This is a genomic window from Polynucleobacter sp. MWH-P3-07-1 (genome assembly GCF_018687555.1).
Taxonomy (GTDB): Bacteria; Pseudomonadota; Gammaproteobacteria; order Burkholderiales; family Burkholderiaceae; genus Polynucleobacter.
Genome location: NZ_CP061296.1, coordinates 1,113,477 through 1,134,441 on the forward strand (window position 1 = coordinate 1,113,477; position 20,965 = coordinate 1,134,441).

Annotated in this window: 22 protein-coding genes; 10 read left to right on the forward strand and 12 right to left on the reverse strand. The window is 46.4% G+C overall.

The window, feature by feature from the left end:
* Nucleotides 1-55 precede the first annotated feature (55 nt).
* From ICU98_RS05815 to purU, 3 genes are read left to right on the forward strand one after another with little or no spacing between them, the layout of a single operon-like run.
* Nucleotides 56-463, forward strand: a complete 408-nt coding sequence (locus tag ICU98_RS05815; protein ID WP_215351229.1) for a surface-adhesin E family protein — start codon at nucleotides 56-58, stop codon at nucleotides 461-463.
* Nucleotides 444-815 (forward strand): hypothetical protein, encoded by a 372-nt coding sequence (locus ICU98_RS05820; protein ID WP_215351232.1) that lies wholly within the window; start codon nucleotides 444-446, stop codon nucleotides 813-815. The genes ICU98_RS05815 and ICU98_RS05820 overlap by 20 nt, the downstream gene beginning before the upstream one ends.
* Nucleotides 816-854: 39 nt before the next feature.
* A complete protein-coding gene (gene purU, locus ICU98_RS05825; RefSeq protein ID WP_215335848.1) occupies nucleotides 855-1,709 on the forward strand; it encodes a formyltetrahydrofolate deformylase in 855 nt (284 codons plus the stop codon).
* On the opposite strand, the gene soxA is transcribed toward purU, so the two are convergent.
* From soxA to ICU98_RS05855, 6 genes are read right to left on the reverse strand one after another with little or no spacing between them, the layout of a single operon-like run.
* Complete coding sequence (gene soxA / locus ICU98_RS05830; RefSeq protein WP_251365313.1) at nucleotides 1,706-2,476, reverse strand: sulfur oxidation c-type cytochrome SoxA; 771 nt, start codon at nucleotides 2,474-2,476, stop codon at nucleotides 1,706-1,708. The genes purU and soxA overlap by 4 nt on opposite strands.
* A complete protein-coding gene (locus tag ICU98_RS05835) occupies nucleotides 2,473-2,802 on the reverse strand; it encodes a thiosulfate oxidation carrier complex protein SoxZ (protein ID WP_215351235.1) in 330 nt (109 codons plus the stop codon). Before ICU98_RS05835 ends, soxA begins: the two co-directional genes overlap by 4 nt.
* Nucleotides 2,799-3,275 carry a SoxY-related AACIE arm protein gene (locus tag ICU98_RS05840; protein WP_215351237.1) on the reverse strand — a complete coding sequence of 159 codons (477 nt, stop codon included), beginning with the start codon at nucleotides 3,273-3,275 and terminating at the stop codon, nucleotides 2,799-2,801. Before ICU98_RS05840 ends, ICU98_RS05835 begins: the two co-directional genes overlap by 4 nt.
* A 4-nt stretch (nucleotides 3,276-3,279) precedes the next feature.
* Nucleotides 3,280-3,738 carry a sulfur oxidation c-type cytochrome SoxX gene (gene soxX, locus ICU98_RS05845; protein WP_215351240.1) on the reverse strand — a complete coding sequence of 153 codons (459 nt, stop codon included), beginning with the start codon at nucleotides 3,736-3,738 and terminating at the stop codon, nucleotides 3,280-3,282.
* A 29-nt stretch (nucleotides 3,739-3,767) separates the two neighbouring features.
* Complete coding sequence (locus tag ICU98_RS05850) at nucleotides 3,768-5,987, reverse strand: xanthine dehydrogenase family protein molybdopterin-binding subunit (protein ID WP_215351243.1); 2,220 nt, start codon at nucleotides 5,985-5,987, stop codon at nucleotides 3,768-3,770.
* Nucleotides 5,988-5,997: 10 nt separating this feature from the next.
* On the reverse strand, nucleotides 5,998-6,447 hold the full coding sequence (locus ICU98_RS05855) for a (2Fe-2S)-binding protein (protein WP_215351245.1): 450 nt from the start codon (nucleotides 6,445-6,447) through the stop codon (nucleotides 5,998-6,000).
* A gap of 154 nt (nucleotides 6,448-6,601) precedes the next feature.
* Between ICU98_RS05855 and ICU98_RS05860 the strand changes: the two genes are divergently transcribed.
* Nucleotides 6,602-6,952: a CidA/LrgA family protein gene (locus ICU98_RS05860; RefSeq protein ID WP_215335852.1), complete on the forward strand. Its 351-nt coding sequence runs from the start codon at nucleotides 6,602-6,604 to the stop codon at nucleotides 6,950-6,952.
* On the forward strand, nucleotides 6,945-7,673 hold the full coding sequence (locus ICU98_RS05865; protein WP_215351248.1) for an LrgB family protein: 729 nt from the start codon (nucleotides 6,945-6,947) through the stop codon (nucleotides 7,671-7,673). The genes ICU98_RS05860 and ICU98_RS05865 overlap by 8 nt, the downstream gene beginning before the upstream one ends.
* 1 nt (nucleotide 7,674) lies before the next feature.
* On the opposite strand, the gene ICU98_RS05870 is transcribed toward ICU98_RS05865, so the two are convergent.
* The 5 genes from ICU98_RS05870 to ICU98_RS05890 form a co-directional block, all read right to left on the reverse strand.
* A complete protein-coding gene (locus tag ICU98_RS05870; RefSeq protein WP_215351249.1) occupies nucleotides 7,675-8,106 on the reverse strand; it encodes a hypothetical protein in 432 nt (143 codons plus the stop codon).
* Nucleotides 8,103-8,486: a hypothetical protein gene (locus tag ICU98_RS05875; protein WP_215351252.1), complete on the reverse strand. Its 384-nt coding sequence runs from the start codon at nucleotides 8,484-8,486 to the stop codon at nucleotides 8,103-8,105. Before ICU98_RS05875 ends, ICU98_RS05870 begins: the two co-directional genes overlap by 4 nt.
* A gap of 82 nt (nucleotides 8,487-8,568) precedes the next feature.
* Nucleotides 8,569-9,894, reverse strand: a complete 1,326-nt coding sequence (locus ICU98_RS05880) for an ATP-dependent RecD-like DNA helicase (protein WP_215351255.1) — start codon at nucleotides 9,892-9,894, stop codon at nucleotides 8,569-8,571.
* Between the two features lie 27 nt (nucleotides 9,895-9,921).
* Nucleotides 9,922-10,749: a GGDEF domain-containing protein gene (locus ICU98_RS05885; RefSeq protein WP_215351258.1), complete on the reverse strand. Its 828-nt coding sequence runs from the start codon at nucleotides 10,747-10,749 to the stop codon at nucleotides 9,922-9,924.
* 3 nt (nucleotides 10,750-10,752) lie between these two features.
* Nucleotides 10,753-11,973: an HD domain-containing phosphohydrolase gene (locus ICU98_RS05890; protein WP_251365314.1), complete on the reverse strand. Its 1,221-nt coding sequence runs from the start codon at nucleotides 11,971-11,973 to the stop codon at nucleotides 10,753-10,755.
* Between the two features lie 139 nt (nucleotides 11,974-12,112).
* On the opposite strand from ICU98_RS05890, the gene ICU98_RS05895 reads away from it, so the two are divergent.
* The 5 genes from ICU98_RS05895 (at nucleotide 12,113) to ICU98_RS05915 (ending at nucleotide 19,424) form a co-directional block, all read left to right on the forward strand.
* A complete protein-coding gene (locus ICU98_RS05895; RefSeq protein WP_215335856.1) occupies nucleotides 12,113-12,604 on the forward strand; it encodes a hypothetical protein in 492 nt (163 codons plus the stop codon).
* A 129-nt stretch (nucleotides 12,605-12,733) separates the two neighbouring features.
* Nucleotides 12,734-13,831 carry a non-hydrolyzing UDP-N-acetylglucosamine 2-epimerase gene (gene wecB / locus ICU98_RS05900; protein WP_215351260.1) on the forward strand — a complete coding sequence of 366 codons (1,098 nt, stop codon included), beginning with the start codon at nucleotides 12,734-12,736 and terminating at the stop codon, nucleotides 13,829-13,831.
* A gap of 9 nt (nucleotides 13,832-13,840) precedes the next feature.
* Nucleotides 13,841-16,060 carry a glycosyl transferase family protein gene (locus tag ICU98_RS05905; RefSeq protein ID WP_251365315.1) on the forward strand — a complete coding sequence of 740 codons (2,220 nt, stop codon included), beginning with the start codon at nucleotides 13,841-13,843 and terminating at the stop codon, nucleotides 16,058-16,060.
* Nucleotides 16,057-18,525, forward strand: a complete 2,469-nt coding sequence (locus ICU98_RS05910; protein WP_215351263.1) for a tetratricopeptide repeat protein — start codon at nucleotides 16,057-16,059, stop codon at nucleotides 18,523-18,525. The genes ICU98_RS05905 and ICU98_RS05910 overlap by 4 nt, the downstream gene beginning before the upstream one ends.
* Nucleotides 18,519-19,424: a DUF4434 domain-containing protein gene (locus ICU98_RS05915; protein ID WP_215351266.1), complete on the forward strand. Its 906-nt coding sequence runs from the start codon at nucleotides 18,519-18,521 to the stop codon at nucleotides 19,422-19,424. The genes ICU98_RS05910 and ICU98_RS05915 overlap by 7 nt, the downstream gene beginning before the upstream one ends.
* Here the strand turns inward: ICU98_RS05915 and ICU98_RS05920 are convergent.
* The gene (locus tag ICU98_RS05920; RefSeq protein WP_251365316.1) at nucleotides 19,408-20,961 is read right to left on the reverse strand and encodes a sensor domain-containing diguanylate cyclase; all 1,554 of its coding nucleotides are present in this window, start codon (nucleotides 20,959-20,961) and stop codon (nucleotides 19,408-19,410) included. The two genes, ICU98_RS05915 and ICU98_RS05920, sit on opposite strands and share 17 nt — an antisense overlap.
* Nucleotides 20,962-20,965 lie beyond the last annotated feature (4 nt).

Consider the following 20,965-nt stretch of genomic DNA (forward strand, 5'->3'; position numbering starts at 1 on the left):
ATGCGTCATTTAAGCTGTTTAGAATAAGATCATCACACTAATAACAGAAATTACCATGAAAAAATTGTCATACCTCACTACCTTTGCCGTTCTCTCAATGCTCCCAATCATGAGTGCTGTTGCCGCTTGGCAAGAGCTGGGTTACAACGAGCTCATGAGCGTGTCAGTAGATGTCGAAACACTCCAACGCACTGGTGATAAAGCCCAAATCATGTCGCTGTTGAATTTCAAGAAACCTGGTGAAAATCAGCAGACTAAAGCGCCTGTGAATTCCATCATTGGCTTAAATGAATTCAATTGCTCCAACGCAACTTATCGACCAATTGAGTTCAAAGAATTCGGTGGTAAGAATGGTGGCGGCAAACTGGTTTCTACCAACCCTACTCCTGACAGTCCTTACGAAGCTGTACCTCAAAACTCTTGGCAAGCTGGAGTCTTTAACGTTGCCTGCCGCAGCAAGTAACAACTGCTTCGTTCGCGTCCTGGTCATCAGGCTATGGGTCCCTCTGCTATGTATCGCTCTCCTCAATGGCTGTGCTGCCCCACTTGCCGCTATTGGTAGCTCTGCTGGAAGCACCGTCACTGCAACAGCGGCAGCCTACCCAGTAACAACTGCCAGTGCAGCAACCTCAGTGGCTACTGGTAAGTCGCCGCTAGAGCATGCTGTCTCTGCAGCAACTAAAAAGGAATGCAATTTTTTCAATGTCGTGGACTCAAAGCCCATTTGTATTGATAAAGCATTCCCGCCTATTACCGATAAAAGCGAGCTTTACTTGGGGCCAGCAGACACTAGCTCAAGCGCAAATTCTCAATAAGCCCTGCCCAAATTACCTACCTAGGTCTAAAATCATCCTATGACATCTGAAAACTACTACCTCACACTCACCTGCCCCAATAAACCTGGCATCGTTGCCGCTGTTTCTACCTATATCTTTCAAGCTGGTGGCGATATTGAAGAAGCGCAGCAGTTTGATGACAAGGCTTCCAAGCGTTTCTTCATGCGCGTGAGCTTTAGTTGTCCTGTAGATGCCGCTACTTTAAGGGCTGGTTTTGTTGAGATTGCCAAGCGCTTCGAGCTGACTTGGAATTTGCGTGCCGTTAAAGACCTCAAGCGCGTCTTAATCATGGCCTCCAAACTCGACCACTGCCTAGTTGATCTGCTTTATCGTTGGCGCATTGGTGAACTCCCCATGATTATTTGCGGCATCGTCTCTAACCATCCGCGCGAGGTGTATTCCAGTATTGATTTCTTTGATATTCCCTTTTATCACCTGCCCGTCACCCCAGAAAACAAGCCCGAGCAAGAGGGCAAGCTACTCGATATCATCGCCAAAGAAAAAGTCGATATGGTGATTCTGGCGCGCTATATGCAAATTTTGTCCGATCATCTTTCTAAAGAATTAACGGGTCGTTGTATTAACGTGCATCACTCATTCCTGCCTAGCTTCAAAGGGGCTAAGCCCTATCACCAAGCCCACGCGCGAGGCATCAAGCTGATCGGGGCGACCGCTCACTTTGTCACCAGTGATCTTGATGAGGGCCCTATCATTGAACAGGACGTCACACGCGTCACCCATGGTGATACTCCAGATGATTTAGTGCGCAAAGGTCGCGATCTAGAGCGCACAGTTTTGTCTCGTGCTCTGCGCTATTACTTGCATGACCGCGTCTTGAATAACGGAGCTACTTCAGTGGTTTTCTCAGACTAAGGCCGGACTGCGGGCGTTTCGAGCGGCATACCTCTCGCCCGCAACATCAGAAACAGCTCTAGCTGAGCCATTTCAGTAGAACCGTATTCAAAGGGCTGAGCACGAACTCCATTCATACAGTTCCGCAAGCGCCGCTCTAGTGAGCCAAGACTTTGCCATTCAATGCGGTAGATGGGGTATCCAGTGGGATGGGCTTGTGGAATGATGCTCCCTCCCAGCTTCAAACCAGCACGCTCTTCATGGCACTGAGCGCAAGAGAGATTGAGCTGACCCATGCGTTGATAGAACCAGTCATGCCCCTTTTTAAGATCGACCCGATTAACAGCCGTCTCATCAACGGCGATCGGCAATCCTTTGGACTGGGTTGCCACAAAAGCGGTAAGCGCTAAGAGCTCCTTGCTTTCGTAAGCAAACTTCGGTAGACCTTGATTGAATGCACGGCATTGATTGATTTGCCCCTCAAGGGTTTGCAATTTTCCAATGATCACCTTCGGGTAGTGGGTTGCTACTCCCTTCATGGATTGCGCAGATTCACCATGACATGAAGCGCAAGACTTTTGTTTAGGCCCAAGAACTTCCTTCCAAAGCGTTTGACCATCCATCAACCAGAAGAGCGCAGGATTGGCACTAGGATCATCCTGTAAGGCTTTATTTTCTGCAGACATAGATTCATAGCCCGATTGTCTGGCTGGAGTTTGCGCATCGGCAGTCACTAGGTAAGCGCTAGCAATCCCAATACAGCAGGCAATGATGCGGATGATTCTCACGTAACCGTAATCTGAGCTTGATTCAGCGCTTCATAACCATCATCACCGGTCCATTCGAACTGGAGGGTTCCACTTTCGGTGGCGATCGTAGTGAAGATCACCATCGGGTTAGCACCAACGCCTGGATAAAAATCGGATTTGAATACCTCAACGCCGCCATAGGAGCAGGTGAAATTTCTGATGATGTCCCGCGGAATACGTTTACCGGTTTGGTCGTAACGAAAGCCGGTCTCCATATCATGTTGTGCAATTGCCCGAATCTCAATAATCTCACCCCGCTTGGCTTTATCAGGCATGGTGATGACGGTACGAGAGGTTTTGCTCATGGCTCCTCCGTACAAGCAGAAGTAGTGACCATGGTTTGCACAGAGCTCTGCCAAAAACTACCATCGCTTAACTGAGCAATTGCCCAAACTTTCTGTGACTCAGCCAAGCGGACCCGAGTCGTAATATTGGCAGTACCTGAGCGAGGCGTTAGATAGGCGCTAAACACATTGGGTAGTGGATTACCCTCGGCAATGATATGAATCGCCTTAACGTAGTTTTGCTCGGTCATCGGGTTATCCACACCCACCTTCAGAACGACCAGATTGCCATTCTCTATCAATGGGGGAAGAACAAGTTTGACCTTGCCCTCATTTAAAGCATTCGATCCAATGATTTTTTGAATGGCCTCTAGCGCTTCAGGCTTTTTTGCTAGAACCAATGATGGCTGTAAGCAGAAGGAAACACCAAGCAGCAATGCTTGAGTGAGCCAATCACGCCTTCCTACATTTTTTTTAGTCTGTATTGCACTCATGTTTTTACTCAGTAGCTTTGGTTTTCAGGGTTTGTAAAAAGGCGATTACGTCTTCGATCTCTTGTCCTGATAGTATCGTCTGACCTGCATATTTTGGTGCGACACGAGTGAATCCCTCGCTTCGGTAATACGCAGGCATGATGGTATTGGGATTGAAATAAGCTGGATTAACCAAGCGCGCCCTTAGTTGAGCTGCACTATAGTGGGCCACACTTGCCCCAAGCTCGGGAGCCAAATTTCCCTGAAATTGCTCCTCCGGAAACGGGCCGTTATGACACAAGATGCATAAGCCACTTTGTCTACTTAATACAATGGCGCGCCCTCGAGCGGGATCGCCTGCTTGACTTGAAAGGGGTTCGCTAATCGCGCCATTCACAATCGTGACTGCAGATACCAACTCTGCATAACCAAAGAAAAAGAGCGTGACTAGTAAATAGATTACTAATACACGCCCTGTTCTCATACCAACTTCTAAAAAATGGCTAAGCTAAATTAAACCAACTTAATGCCGCTATTTTTCAGAGGAACATCCCGATACCGTTTGCCAGTAGCACGATACAGCGCATTTAATACTGCTGGGGCAGCAACTGCAATCGTAGGCTCACCTACTCCGCCCCACTCGCTTCCACCACCCTGAATCAAGATGGTTTCTACTTTAGGCATCTGCCCTAAACGAATCGAGTTAAAGGTATCGAAGTTCTTTTGAACCACAGCACCATTCTCGATGGTGATTTCTTCTTCGAAAAGTGCAGATAAGCCAAACACGAATGAACCGGCCACTTGACGCTCAATCTGCGCAGGGTTCACGGCATAGCTTGGATCAGTTGCTGCCACAATGCGATGAATCTTCACTTCATTGCCATTCTTCACAGAGAGCTCACAGGCTGCAGCGACATAGCTACCGTAGGCCTTAATCTGTGCAATTCCGCGATGTACACCAGGAGCCGCAGGCTTAGTCCAGCCGATACCGTCTGCAGCCGCTTGGAGTACCGCCATATTACGGGGATACTTTTGCATGTGCTTCAGGCGGAATTGAACTGCATCCATACCGACTGCTTCAGCCAACTCATCCATAAAAGTTTCGATATAGATAGCGTTCTGATTGACGTTCACACCACGCCAGAAGCCTGGGGGAACATGGGTATTGCGCATCGCGTGGTCGACGTTCAAGTTATCAAAGCTATAACCAAAACCGTGCTCACCTTGTGGGTCGTAGCCTTGGAATACTGCTGGGTCTTTTCCTTGGTTGGCTTCCAAAATAAATGGGCGCACTGCTGCCAGAATCGACTGACCTGAGATACGGATGTTCAGCGCAGTGACATTCTTCTTATCATCAATCGCTGCAGTTAATTTGGCCATCGTTGCAGGGTGATAACGACCTTGGGTCATATCTTCCTCACGAGTCCAGATCAATTTAATAGGCGTACCTGGCATCTGCTTGGCAATCGTTACCGCCTGTACCGCATAGTCCTGGAATGCACCACGACGACCAAAGCCGCCACCAATATTGACCTTATAGACTTCGCATTTTTCAGCAGGAAGGCCAGATGCCGCAATCACTGCCGCCAAGGAGGCTTCGCCATCCTGGGTTGGAACCCATGCCTCACAAAGCTCAGGCGTCCACTTCGCAGTGGCATTCATAGGCTCTAGGGTTGCGTGGTTTAAGAATGGGTAAGAGTACGTTGCCTGAATCACTTTGCTGGCACCAGCAATAGCAGACTTCGCGTCGCCATTACTGTTGTGCACAAAGGCATCGTTTGCATTTAAACCTTCTTCGAAGATTTTTTTGATCGATGCGCTGGAGACATTGGCGTTAGCGCCGTTGTCCCAAACGATCGTCACTGCATCCATCGCGGTTTTTGCTTGCCAGAAAGTATCAGCAACTACAGCCACAGCTGAATCACCAACTGGAACAACCTTCTTGACGCCCTTCATGCTCATCGCTTTAGTAGCGTCGTAGCTTTTGACCTTGCCACCAAAGACAGGCGATTGCCGAATATTAGCAACCAACATGCCTGGCATCTTCAAATCAATGGCATAGACCTGGCGGCCGGTTACCTTATCAGCTACACCGTCGATACGATTGACAGGTTTGCCGATCAAAGTCCAATCCTTAGGATCTTTTAAAGGAATATCCGCTGGAACTGGGAGCTGTGAAGCAGCTACTGAGACCTTACCAAAAGTTGTCTTACGACCAGATGGCGTATGGGTAATCACGCCGTTCAAAGCAAGGCACTCAGAAGCGGGGACACCCCACTGATTTGCAGCCGCCTGTACTAACATCATGCGCGCTGCTGCACCACCCTTACGAACATACTGTTCGGAAGTACGGATACCACGGCTACCACCGGTTGAGAAACTACCCCAAGCTTGTTTACGACGCAAACTTTCGCTTGGTGATGGATATTCGTAGCTGACTTTGCTCCAATCACATTGCAACTCTTCAGCAACCATCTGCGCTAAACCGGTGATGGTGCCCTGGCCCATTTCTGAACGAACCACACGAACGACGACATCATCATTGGGCTTGACTACAACCCAGACTCCAATCTCTGGTGATGAGAGTGGCGCCATGGAGGTCATGCCAGAGCCCTCAGCAGCAGATGCTGAAGACATGAAATTCAAATCGAAGCCAATAGCCAGGCCAGTCGCAATGGCTGCTGAACCGACAATAAAACTTCTACGGGAAGGGTTTGTTGTATTGATAGTCATCGTTTTCCCCTTAAGCCTTAATCACTGCGTGAATAGCATCACGAACTTGTTGGAAAGTGCCGCAGCGGCAAATATTGGATACCGATGCGCTAATTTCTTCATCGCTTGGCCTGGGGTTGTTCCGCAGTAATGCGGTAGTTGCCATCACCATGCCGGACTGACAATAGCCACACTGGGGCACTTGCTTTTCTACCCATGCTTTCTGAATCTTCGAAAGCTGGCCGCTCTTCTCCAAGCTCTCAATCGTTTCAATCTTCTTGCCTTCAGCAGCAGAGACTGGCAAAGAGCAACTGCGCATCGCCTGACCTTCGAACAGCACTGTACAGGCGCCGCAGGCACCGATACCGCAACCGTATTTCGTTCCGGTCAAACCCACTTGTTCACGAATGACCCATAGCAAGGGGGTATCTGGATCGACATCCACCGCATATTTTTTGCCGTTGATATTTAAATTAGCCATTCGTTATCTCCTGTGGATTGACCCTAATTGAATACAGTGTTTTTATAAAAGCGCTTCTCGCAGAACTCTATAGAAGCCCTACTTTAAGTGGTCTTATCTTAATCAATAAAAATGATATTGCGGTGCAACAATCATCGACCTGTAAGATCTCAACATGATCTGGGGTCTAGTACAAATTCTGCTGTTTCAAGGTATCGGTGAGCTGATTTCGCAGTTCGCCTTGCCCACCCTGCCTGGGCCGGTGATTGGCCTGGTTTTACTGATCCTTTGGCTAGTCTTGCGCAAGGGCATTAATGCCGATTTAGCCATGGTCGCGGATGGCTTCAGTCAATATTTTGGCCTCCTATTTGTCCCCGCTGCGGTTGGAGTAGTCTTATTTTTGCCTCAATTGAAGGCCAATGCCTTAGCGATTATTTGCGCCTTAGTGGGTAGCGTGATTCTGACGATTGCCTCTGCGGCTGTTGTGGTTCGCTTTCTGAGTTCAGAGAAATCATCCCATGACTGAGAAACACTCCATCGTCGAGATTTGGGTCTATCTCTCAGGTAGCCCCCTCTTTGCTTTATTCATTACTTTGGCGGCCTATCAAGTAGGTCTATGGATTTATCACCACTTCAAAAATAATCCTTTGGCTAATCCCGTAGCCATTGCCATTCTCGTGGTGTGTTGCGTGATTCAGGCAATCGATATGCCTTACTCAAGTTACTTTGAGGGCGCCCAATTTATTCACTTCTTATTGGGCTCGGCAACAGTGTCTTTGGCAATACCGATTTACCGAGGGCTTCATAGTCTCAAGGGAAGGTCCCTGCCACTGGTCGCTTCTTTACTGACTGGTGGATTAGTCTCGATCATCAGTGCAGTCGGTATCGCAAAGCTACTCGGAGCTGGATCAGAGATCACGGGGGCGATGTATCCCAAGTCGGTCACCGCACCGATTGCCATGGGTATTGCTGAGCGTATTGGTGTATCGCCAACCTTGACTGCGATCTTCGCTGTTGCTACCGGAATTTTAGGAGCGATCTTGGCGCCCTTTGTGCTCAATACTTTGGGTATGAAAGCCTGGTGGCAAAGAGGCTTTGCAATTGGCATTGGTGCGCACGGCATTGGTACCTCACGCGCTTTCAGCATTCATCCAGAAGCAGGAACTTACGCCAGTCTAGCAATGGGCATGAATGGTGTGATCAGCGCGATTGCCATTCCGATTCTGTATCACTTACTCAATCGCTAGACTAAAAATTCACTGTGGCAGAAAGTTGAGGTCCTGCATTGGTCCAGTTAGAAGACCCAGTGTTGTCCTTTAAGTGAAAGCCCATTGCACGATAAGCCAATGTCACATCACCCCAAGAAAAAGCATCGCCCACTCCAATCAAAGCCTGCCAAGTACCATTATTTGAACCAGGGCCCTTGCCACCATCAACATAAAAGGGAATAAACCAACTACTATCCATCACTCTCATGCGTCCTTTGAAGCCAATCACTGGATCAGTAGTTTGATTAACATAGGATGGGTTGCCAGCGTGAGCACGAACCACCCTTCCATCACGATCGACAGAAACAGCATCTGAGATAGTAGTTGTAGATGAAATATATCTGGCACCCAATAAACCATCAATGTACAAAGATGAAGATTTAATGGCGGTATAGGTGACCGCAGAGGTCAAGTCTGAGTGACTGCAGCGTTGTACCCATAATCCAGCGTGTTATCCCTACCCCTAAGAGTGCGTAAGGTATTGCTACTCCCCGTGGATTGCCAGTACACCAAATCTTCCATTAGGCCCCAATCTCCCTTATGCGCCTCCAAAGTAAACATAGCCATTCCACCAGATCCGCTAATGTTTTGATTAATAGAGGAATCAGATATAGCAGAACGATTACCCATTGTGTCAGTAGTCCAGCTTGCTGGTGCCCAAGCACTGACGGTGGCAGAGAAACGCCAATCATCGGTGACTGTTGGAATTGGATTCACAGTTTGCGCCTGCCCTGAGGCTATAAAACTCACCATGAATGATGTAACCAGTAGCAACGCAGTTTGGAGTTTCATAATCAACCAATAAAAAGTTAGGGAAAATTAAACAATACAAAATTATATCGATTAGGAAAAGCTTTCATGCAGGCAATTTGCCCTAATTTAAACAATTTAGATAAAAACGTTTGATTTCTTCATCACAGCTCACATCTTTGGCTTGAATAGGTCTTTGTAAAGTGATGCCCTCAATTGATCTGCAACGACTCAAAGCGACGTATACTTGACCAGAAGCAAAGGTTCCAGACGATAAGTCCACTTTGACTTTATCCAAAGTTTTGCCTTGACTCTTGTGAATGGTGACTGCCCATGCCAACATCAGCGGAATTTGTTCATAGGTGCCAATAATCTGAGGAGAAATCTTCCCTGACATCATGTCGTGCTCATAACGATAGGATTCCCATTGGTGGGTCGTGACCTCAACCGTATTGCTATAAGGGCCCTTCTGTACCAGTACCTTCACTTTGTCGGGTAGCAATTCACGCACCACTCCTACCGTGCCATTCACCCAGCGTTTTGGAAAAGTAGGATCAGTGGCCGTAAACATCACCCGCGCGCCGACCTTTAATCCGAGCTTTGCTGCTGAAGGAAGATTACGCTCATCTACATTGAACTTACCCGTCGACTTACTGGCATAGGTTTTGATTTCAGTCTCTAGAGCTCTCAGTCCTGCCCCATTAATTTGATCTGCTCGTGCATTGGTGGTCGTCAGCGTAATGGTTTGATCATCGATCTCTTTGGCATTAGTAAAACACTCATGATTGAGAATATCTAAAGCTTCATCGATGTCTTGGTTAATCCGAATGCGATTGAGCAATTCAGCAAAGCGTTCATCTTTTTGCCGAAAGATCTTGCTCAACTCAATCATGGTGACATCTTTCCGATGGAGGGCCATGGCATAGAAGAAATAAGGACCTTCGTAACCGCGCTGCGAGAGCACTTCCATATCGCCACTGGAGACTACTGGCGGCAACTGAAATAAGTCACCCACAAAGAGTACTTGTATGCCCCCAAACGGTTTACCTTTATGGGGACCGTTTTCTCGTAAGAAGAGATCCATGGCATCCACTAAATCAGCCCGCACCATGGAGATTTCATCAATGATGAGTAAACGGATATCTTTATAGAGTCGTTTATCGCGCAATGGCTTGATATCTTCCTCAGGAAAGATCAAGCGCGGAGGGAGTCTAAAGAAGGAATGAATCGTGACGCCCTTCACTTGCAAGGCAGCTACACCTGTTGGGGCAACCACGACAACATTGCCAGGGATATGCTCCCTGAGATAGCCAATCAAGGTCGTCTTGCCGGTACCGGCTTTGCCGCTCACAAAGATATAAGGATCTTGCCGCTCAATCGCATCAATCACGGCCTGGTAGTCAGGGGTGATCTCAATTTCGGATGAATCGGGGGTGCTAGGTAAGGACATGCCCTATTGTTTCACGCTCGAGCAACCCTAGAGCCCATTTGATAGCGCGCACTGATTTCTGCCTGCTGTTTTAGCCTGATACATAGCTTGATCACAGCCTTGATAGTATTGTCTAAGGATATTTGCAGCAAATTCATCATGCTTCTGTTCGGGGTCGAACACCGCAATTCCAATGCTGATGGAAATGTGAATTTCAACGCCGGCAACATTGGCAATCGCTTCTTTAGCTATATGTTTGCGAAGGCGTTCTGCAACTTCGAAAGCGTGAACTTGGTCGGTGTCTGGAAGTGTTACCAAGAATTCTTCACCACCTACTCGGCCAAAAATATCAATTGCCCTCAATTCCGCTTGACAACATTTTGTGAGGTTTAGTAGTACGGTATCACCAACCCAATGCCCATGGGCGTCATTAATCAGCTTGAAGTGATCAATATCAATCATCAAAAAAGCTAATGGATGTTTAGTTCGAATACTTCTTTCAATCTCTAATAAGGTTCTTGAAAATGTCTCTGGACGACTGAGTGCACCAGTTAAAGAGTCTGTCTTATTAATTTGCGCAAGCGTTAGATTGGTATTTTCTAAATCATTTAGCAAGCGCTTAATATAGAGAGTGCCTAACAAAATGAGTGAGGAAATCACTGTAGCAAGCGCTGCGTCTAATAAATTCAGATTGCCATCATTCAAGAAGTCAAATAATGGGGTAACGCGTCTTCCCAGCATCAGAGTGTATGCAATAGAAAGACATGCAAAAGTTTTACGGTAAGACTGGGTTTTTAACAGCAAGTAAATTGAAAATCCAACCGCCATCAATTGGGCAATGAACGCTAAGAGATAGAGTCCAATACCCGTCATCATGATTTATTTACCCTCAAGAATTTTTTGCAAGACTTGCTCACCCTCAAGCACAAATGCTGCATCAACTACAGAGGCGTCTAATTTGCTACCGGCTTCTGCACGAATCTCTTTCATGGCTGCATCCAAGCCCAAGCCTGGTCGATAAGGTCGATGTGAGGACATTGCCTCAATGGTGTCTGCCACCGCCAGAATTCTGCCCTCAATACTAATCTCATCCCCCTTCAAGCCTTGTGGGTACCCACTGCCATCTAAACGTTCGTGATGCTGTCGGACCATATCAGCAATGGGCCATGGAAATGGAATGTCTTTTAAGATTTGATAACCAGAGTCTACGTGCCCCTGAACCAATTGCATCTCGATACTTGTCAAGCGGGATGGCTTAGTCAAGATCTCGGAGGGCACTGACATCTTGCCAATGTCATGCACCATAGCCGCCATGTACAAAGCCTGCACCCGCTCTTCAGACCAGTGCAATTGACGAGCAATCGCCATCGAAATTTCTGCAACTCGTTTTTGATGGCCTGCAGTGTAGGGGTCTCTCCACTCCATTGTCCTGGACATTGCCTCAATAGTGGCTCGCAACGATGTAGCAAGACGCTCTTGAATCAACTCTTTTTCATGAATCTGATCGTCTAATTGATGTTGACGCTCAATCGCCCTGAGACCAAATCCAATTTCCTTTGCCAGACTTTCAAAAAGAATGACATCCGTGGGAGCAAAAGCGCTGGGAATTTTTGAGTAGACCAGCAAGACTCCGAATGGATGATCGCCCCCATCGGGAATGGGTGCGCCCAGTGCGGAGCGGATGCCGAATTTTTCACTGAGTTTGCGCCAAGCTAAAAAATTGTCATCTGTTTGTGTATCTTCAATAATGCAAGACTGCCCAGTGCGAATGACCACTCCCGCTGGACCAAGGCCGCTTGCCTGCTGATCTGACCAGCTCACTTGAATTTCATTGGTATAGGCAATGGCCTCACCAGCGGCGCCTAAAAATCTGACTGTCTTATTTTCATCATCCTCTGCCTTGCCAACCCAAGCCAAGACATACGGTCCTTGCGCTGCAATCGCAGAGCAAACTTCCTGAATCAGTAAATTGGTTGACTCTGCCCTCGCCAATGCTGCCGCAGCTTCCGCAAAAGCCGATAAAGCCCACCGTTGTTTCTGCAAATCAAATGCAGGAATACTCGGGGCTGGGCTAGGTGCGATATCTTTTAAATTGCTCATTTATTCATTATGAATCTAAAAAAGCACTATTAATATTTATTTAAATTCAAGGTATATATTTGATCTAGAACGAGTAAATGCCTTGTAAGTTCAATTAAAAAGGCTAGATACTGAGAGAGCCAACAAAGCGAGAACAAAAATGACTAGCGAAATTGAAAAAATTTATACCAAATTACTGAGCCTAGAAGCTGAAGTAAGCAATCTGCGTCAGGGATATATTGTTGTGAATCAACGATATACAGAGGCTGTTGGCGCACTAAAAACCCTCACTAACAGCGCCTTAGAGGCTGCCAAACGTGCCGCCATTGCAGCTGAAAAGGCATTAATCGCCGCACAAAAATCGTCGGATGCGGCCAATTTAGCCGCCTCAAAGCAAGCGATTGACGCTGCTGAGGCAGCAGCAGATGCAGCAGCAGCATCAGCCCAGGCAGCAATTGAAGCAGCAGCAGCAGCGGCGGCAGCAGCAGCGGCTGCGGCTGCGGCGGTCGCTCATCAAGCCGAGGAATCCTCTATCCAGGCTTCTGCCGAAGCTGCCGAGGCAACCAAAAGAGCTGCTGAGGCTGCAGCCGAGGCTGTCAGAATTTCCAACACGACTTTTGAAAGTATTCGTTCGGCCCGCAACAAAATTTAAATAAAGTGATAGTCGTTATCGATATAATCCTTTAAGTCTTTGTTCTATATGATTTATTTTGATTAATTACTAAATGGAATTACGGGCCAATACCGAAATACTCTTTGGTCCAACACCCTTTGCCACAATATGCCGAAGATCCTCATTGTTTGTGGCACCCGACCTGAAATTATTAAATTAGCTCCGGTCTACCATTACTTAAAAAAACAGTCTTGGGCTGATGTCCTTTGGTTGCATACGGGGCAACATGACGAGATGTCGAAAAAGATCTTGGCCTGCTTCGATATTAGTCCCGACATTACTTTAGTGCGAGAGGGAGAAAACCTTTCTGACTTCACTATTGGTCTGCGCAGACAACTCGACAAAGCACTACAAGAATTGCATTGCGATATGGTGATCGTGCAAGGTGATACCGAGAGCGCATTCGTTGGCGCCCTTGCCGCTTTCTATCAAAGAATTCCAGTGGCTCACGTTGAGGCCGGTCTGCGCACCTATAACCTCGACCGCCCCTTCCCCGAAGAGGGTCTCCGCCAGATGATCACCAGAATTACCGCCTTGAATTTTGCGCCCACCCCAGGAGCAGAAGCAGCACTCCTGAAAGAAGACATTAAGCCCTCCGCCATCTTTTTGACCGGCAATACGGTGATCGATGCGCAACACTGGATTATTGAGCACCACCATATTCAAGCCCGGAAACTAGAGCAGAAACAAATATTAATCACGATGCATCGTCGTGAAAATTGGGGCGATGAAATTGAGCAAGCCTGTCGTGCGATTGCCCATTTAGCCAGGCAGCATTCTGCAATGCAATTCCTGTTTCCGGTCCATCTCAACCCCCTTGTGAAAGACCAGGTTTATCCCATACTCGGAGAGTTAGCCAATGTGCGCCTGGTTGCTCCATTGGATTACTTGGTGATGCAACAAGCGATTGCGAATGCTTGGCTCATTCTGACTGACTCTGGTGGCATCCAAGAGGAGGCCCCCACCTTTGGCGTGCCTGTACTGGTTCTCAGAAAAGAGACTGAACGGCCTGAGGCAATTGATGCTGGTTGCGCCAAAATTATTGGCACCAATCAATCGAACATCATCACTGAAGTCGAGACGCTGTGGAATAACAGTGAGCTCTATAGCTCAATGCAAGCTAAGCAAAATCCTTTTGGCGATGGTAAGGCGAGCGAACGAATTGCAGACACAATTCGTCAATACCCATTTAAAAAACCGATCTAAAAGCAAGCATTGATTTCTGATATCCAAATTTGGCTAGTCGATCTTGTATCGATCTATATGTATGGCTTGAAGTATCTTGCCATGACAATAGCCGTCATCATTTTTTTTAGTAGCATTGATGATGTATTCATTGATATCACCTATTGGATCAGGCGAGCCTGGCGTTCACAAACCATTTATAAGAAAAATGAGCGTCTTCAGTACACCGCACTCAATGAGGTCCCTGAAAAACCCCTAGCCATCATGGTTCCTGCCTGGAACGAAACTGGCGTAATTGGCAAGATGGCTGAGTTAGCAGCTACCACTATGGAGTATGAGAACTATCACGTCTTTGTGGGTACCTACCCCAACGATCCCGATACCCAAAAAGATGTGGATCGCGCTTGTGCCATCTTCCCCAATGTGCATAAAGTCATTTGTGCACGACCAGGTCCAACCAGCAAGGCAGATTGCCTCAATAATGTCTTGGATGCCATATTGCAGTTTGAGCGTCAAACCAACCTCGAATTCGCTGGATTTATTCTGCATGATGCAGAAGATGTTATTTCTAGTATGGAGCTCAAGCTCTTTAATTATCTAGTGAATAAAAATGATCTGATTCAGGTTCCTGTTTATCCATTTGAACGCAAATGGAATAACTTCACCAGCATGCACTACTTAGACGAATTCACTGAGCTGCATGGTAAAGACATTCCCATTCGTGAAGCGGTAGCCGGACAAGTCCCCAGCGCAGGGGTTGGAACCTGCTTTAGTCGTCGTGCAGTGCTAGCCTTACTGGCTGATGGCGATGGCATTGCCTTTGATATCAAGAGTCTGACGGAGGACTACGACATTGGCATTCGTCTGAAAGAAAAAGGACTGAAAGAAATCTTTGTACGCTTTCCCGTCCTGAAACCAGAAGAATTGGAAGATGAAACATCTAAACCATTTGGACAAGACATTACGGATGCCAATGTGATTTGTGTCCGAGAATATTTTCCCGATACGATTGAAACAGCTGTGAGGCAAAAAGCTCGCTGGATTACTGGTATTGTTTACCAAGGCTATAAAACGCATGGCTGGACTAAGAATTGGTTACTGAACTATTTTTTGTGGCGTGATCGCAAAGGCGCAGTTACCAACTTCATTAGCTTTGCAGCTACATTGATTTTGATTCAGCTCACCTTTCTCTGGCTCTACCAGCACCTATGGCCAGATGCTTATCACTTCCTCTCCATATTCTCGGGTGACAAGTGGTTTGTTGCTGTGTTGATGATCAATCTCTATCTCATGATCAATCGTATGCTGCAGCGAATTTATTTTGTCTCCAGCTATTACGGCTTAAGAGAAGGGCTAATGTCTATTCCTCGTCTATTTTGGGGAAACTACATTAACTTTGTTGCCAATTGGCGGGCGCTCAGAGCCATCATCAAACAAGGGGACCCCCATCGAGTAGCGTGGGATAAAACCATGCATGACTTCCCTTCCCTAGGACAAGAAAATCACGAACGCCAGATGTTGGGTCAAATATTGATTGAGCAAGGTGCCATTAGTGAAGCAGAATTAAATACTGCGCTACTCAAGAAAACAAGGGGTCTTAAGATTGGTAACTGGTTGATTCATACCGGTAAGATTAATTCTGAAGAATTAGCCAAAGCCCTATCTACTCAATCTGGCGTGAGCTCTGAATCGGTCGATGCGTATGCTATTCCTCCAAATATCATCAAACTACTACCCCAAGCACTCGCCTTGCACTACGCAGCTTTACCGGTTCGCAAAGAGGGCAGTAAATTAGTCTTGGCCTCGGAGTCGAATATCGATCCCGTTTCCCTAGCTGCGATCGCTCGCAAGCTCAAGATGCCAGTCAAAAATGTACTAGCAAGGCATGGTGAAATTACCGTCGGCCTCAGACACTGGTACGCCAATATTAAAACGGAGGATCCCAAGCAACTGCTTGAAAATGCGATTAGCGCTGGAAAAATTACCAGAGCCCAAGCAGATAAAATCTGGGATTATTTTGTCCCGCGTCAATTTTTGTTTGCTGAAATCTTAATGTCTCTTGGACGCATTGACAAAGCCTCATTAAATGCCCTACTTCTTCAGCATGAAAATAGCGCGGAAAACTTAAGTCAATTCTTGGTTGGAAACAATATTATTTCTGACGAGACTCTAAAAGAAGCGCTAGATCTCCAAAAAGAGTTGCAGCCTAACATCAAGGACTTGATTGAAAAAGAGGCCGGAGCCAGATGAAGCTCGATCTTAAAGTCCTTGTTCTTCTCTCTCTCATCGCCTTGCCAAGTGTTTTTCACCTAGCAAGTGCAGAGAGCGCTTCGGAAGAGCCCCGCTCTTTTCAAGAGTTCCTCACTTACCCGCATGTGGAAAAAGGCTTATCTGCTATTGCGAATCATGATTACGTTAGAGCAGTAGCAGAATTCAAGCAAGCTAGGTCTTGGTCAACCGAGAGTCCTGAGTCTGCGCTGTATTTGGCAAATGCCTATAACTTGGATGGTCAGTATCAAAATGCAGTCGAAGTCCTGGAAGCGCAATTGATTTATACCCCCAAAAATGCTGCCATCGTAAGCGTGCTTAGCAATAATCGCAAAGCCTACGATCTCCAAATACTCGAAAAGGGTCGCGCACTAGAAAACCATATTTCCGAACTTCAGGCCTATCTCACTGATACCAAGCCTTATTTCTATGATGCTTTCGACGAACATGGCTGGGTTGATCTATTCGCCAAAGCTTTCGCCAGAGAACCTGAACGCATATTGAGTTTCACTCCACGCTTTACCTCTAACCAAGCATATCAGGACCAGATCGTATTAGAAGCTGCTGTCGCCACTGGAAATACAGTCTTTGCCTCTGCTTACATCAAAGAACTTGCTTCAAAACTCAATCAAGATCCTCAGCTTGTTGAATTTCTGAGTTATCAGCTTGCTAAGGATGGAGGAAGCGCGCAAGCCTTTCAAATTTTGATGCAGGCTTATCCTTTTGCTGATGCTAGCCCCCTACTACAAAAGAAGTTGGTTCTCCGTTTAGCAACTCTGATTGAACAAAATCCCAAACTGGTGAGCGTCACCGAGCTGGGTATTCTAGCTAAGCCGATCAATTCCTCTGACCTAAGAGGCATACAAGCCAATTTATTTGCTGCACTCAAAAACTGTAGCGTAGTCCGGTCTCTCTTAAGCGATTATTCAACTCCGCACAGTGAAACTGAATGGCGCCTACTTGGACAATGCTATCAAGCCAACCAACCGGGATTGGCTGAATATGCCTTCCAAAAAGCAATGGCGATGAACCCCAATATCGTCAATACTCGTGCTTATGCCTATCAAGCATTTGCGGTTAAAAATTATTCTCAATCACTTTCGGCATGGCGCTCAATGGATACCAAAGAAATGTCCAATCGAGATCTTGAAAGTGCCGCCCTCACTGCAATCAGCGCACAAGAACCGCAATACGCTTCCGACTATCTTGGTCAACTCGATCAACGCAATGCTCCAAAAGATGCGCTCTATTGGTGGCTTGAGGCACAACTTGAACTCAAAGAGCATCCCAGTATTGCCGCTGAAGATCTAAAAAAAGCGATTGCGCTTAATCCTACGGTGACCTATTACAGTCAACTCGCCTCAATTCAGCAAGAATTAAATCAAACTGCTGAAGCCACCAGCTCCTTGGAGGCTGCCCTCAAGCTTGATCCCAGCAATACCAATACCCAAGCGTCTTTAGCTTATGCTTATTATCAAAATGGGCAGATGGCTCAGGCACGCACACTCTTTCTGTCGGCAAACCAAGCTCAGCCTGACGACTCTCGAACTATTAAGCAACTCGCTTATACCGATCAAAAGCTAGGCCTCAATGAGGAGGCGCTCAAGTACACCGAACTTGCGATTGATGATTACCATCTCCAAGCGCCAGGGGATTTAACTGCTGATAACCAAAATCAGCTATTTGGCTTGCAGCGCATGCATGAAGATCTGACTCGCCGCTGGACATTCTCAGTAGATGCTACAGGTGGAAATCAAGTAACTACCGTTCCCAACTCTGGTCAGCCAGGCCTCACGTCTCGGAGCTACTCACAAGCTGAGGCTGCCTATCGACTAGGAGATCCTGCCATTGATGATGGCAAAACCATTTCGGCATATTCCAGAGTATTTGCAGGAAGTGGAACTTTAGATACTGCGCTTCCCCTATATGCACCAATGGCTGCTGCAGGCCTGCGATGGAAACCGATCGGCAGTCAAAACATCAATCTTGCTGTTGAAGAGCAAACTCCGCTAGATCACGTAGCAGGTAATCAAACTCAGGCCATGCTGAGAGCAAGCGCCTCTTTCTTCAACAGTGGCGCCTATAGCGATGATTGGCATCCAACTGGACCAGGCTGGATTGCTCAAAACCTCTATCTCGATGCAGCTCACTATGTTACTAGCGGCCTGACATCCCTCACCTCAGATTACCGAATTAGCTACCACGACAAAATTGAAATAGGGCAAACGATTGAGCCTTATACCCACCTACAATTAAACACACTCAATAATCAAGTGAATCATGATTTACGAGCTGGACTAGGGGTACGCTGGAACTACTGGAGCGGGAATACCCAATACAACGCATACCCCAGCAAGGTGTATATTGGACTTGAGGCTCAGCATGCTTTCACTACCTACTTAAATGAAAAGAATGTGATCTTTCTATCTTTAGGGGGTAGATGGTGAAAAAGTTCAGCGTACAAATCCTATTACTATTTGCCCTCCTCTTACCACTCAGCACGATGGCTGTTACAGCCATTTTTTACCAACCCCAAGAGTCTGATAAACAGATTGCCCCTCAAGAATGGCAGAGTATCTTTCATCTCTTGAAGAAAAAGGGATTTGATACTTTAGTCATCCAGTGGACGCAATACGGAGACTTTCTCAAAAGCGCAGAAAATCAAACTTGGCTTAAAGAGCGCGCAGATCAAGCAGCTGCAGAAAAATTGCAATTGATTATTGGCCTCTCAGGTGATCCAGAAATGTTTAATCGCTTAAAAGAGCCCTCCGCTGCGAGTGAAGACTATTTGATGAGGCTCAGAAGAGCTGATCTTCTCTTAGTGGAAAATTGGAAGAAGAATGTCGCACAAGACAAAATAGTAGGCTGGTATCTGCCACTAGAAATTGATGACCGTGCTTGGCGCGATCCAAAAGCATTTGATATTCTTAGAAAACATCTTCGAGAAGAGATTCAAAGAATTCGGATGCAATCAGAAAAGCCGATTTATATTTCGAGCTTTTTTACCGGGAATATGTCGCCTGATGATTACAGCAAGATGATTGCAAGCCTTCATGAAATCACAGGTCTGCATATTTGGATCCAAGACGGCGCTGGTACGGGCAAGCTGAACCTTTCTGAGAGGGCTTTATATTTGACACCGCTCACGAAATGCAACGCACCAATTGCTTCAGGATTAATTTTTGAAACCTTTAAACAAACACAACATGACCAGACCTTTGCGGCTGAGTCTCTACCGCCACAATTACTGGCGCAAAGATTAAAGCTCAGAGCACCTTGCCAGCTTGATAGCGCTTTCTTTGAATTACGCTATCTATTCGAGGACAGCTTTAAAGCGAGGAATTAATTGACTTAGATCCGCTATAGATTTGAATATTATTCTTGCCAGTATTCTTAGCGAGATACATTGCGGCATCGGCATTCTTCATCAGTTCAGCATCATCCAAGGCATGATCAGGGAAAAGTGCTATCCCGATGCTGACCGAAGTATGCAACACTAAATCATCCAATGTAATCGGCATCGATATTGCAGAGCGAATTTTTTCAGCAACAATATAGGCGTCTTTTTCGGACTCAACCTTTGGCAAGAGGACAACAAACTCATCTCCCCCTACTCGACCGATGATATCCGCATCACGTATAGAGCCCATCATGCGCTTTGCGACTGTAATCAATAGGCTATCGCCAACGCTATGGCTGTAGACATCATTCGTTGCTTTAAGGTTATCTAAATCAATAAATAAGAGTGCAAGTTTTTCATTATTTTTTCTGGCCTGATCCAAAGCTTGCTCAAGGCGATCAGAGAAAAACAATCGGTTAGGTAACTTAGTTAGAACATCATGATGCGCGAAATACTGTGCTTTTGCATTACGTTTATAGCCCCGAATTAGCAAGTAAGCACCCAAGCAAATAATGGCGATACTGAAAAGTGTTGTGTAGGCCAAACTAATGAGCGCGCTATACCAACGCGCTAAATAAATCTTCTTGCTGACAATAGCTCCAACAATGAGTGGGTAGCCCTCAACCTTACGGTAAGAGAGCATCCGCTCACCCGGATTGCTACCCCGCGTAAATCCCGGCAAATCAGTAATGATGACTCCATCATCGATATTGTCTTGGGACAATGAGGACTGAATCAGACCTCCCGTATTAAGCCCCCCAATCAGGTTATCCACTAATGGCCATCTAGTCAGAAGGCGATGGTCATCTCGATATAGCACAACTGATGAACCCTCCCCAAGACTCATGCCAATCTTTTCATAGAGAGAAGAAAAAATTTCTACAGAAACACCAACCAATATCAAACCCAAAAACTCATCTCTTGCACCATTCACTCGTTTAGCAAGATAAAAAACCCATTTGCCAGTTCCCTTATTTCTGACGGGTAGACTGAAAAATGTGGCTTGGTCATCGTGCTTGCTTAACCATTGAAAGTAATCTCGATCGGCGAGATTGATGTCTGGGGGCGGGAATGATCTTGAGAAATTGAGAATCTTGCCGTTTTTATCGACAAAAGTTGCCACATCAAGTACTGGGTTTGATTTCACCTTACTCAATAGCAAGGTGTATTGCTGCTTTTGAGAAGCAAAGTGTATAAATTCTTTCTCGGTAGAGATCTCCGAAAACCTTTCAATTTCATCCAAACTTTGCAATGCAGTATTCGCCGAATAAATCGTTTGCGTTGTGTGGGCAGACAAAATTTCAGTCAAGTTGGCCATTTGCTCAATGCGGCCCTTGATGATGTTATCGCGCAAAATCAGAGCAGAAATTAACGCATTGAGGATAAATATGGAGATGAGAACAGCACCCACTAGGGTGATGAGCTTAATGTTTCTGCGTACCTTTTCTTGTGTAGCGTAATCCATTGCCAATTGCTCTGCCATTACT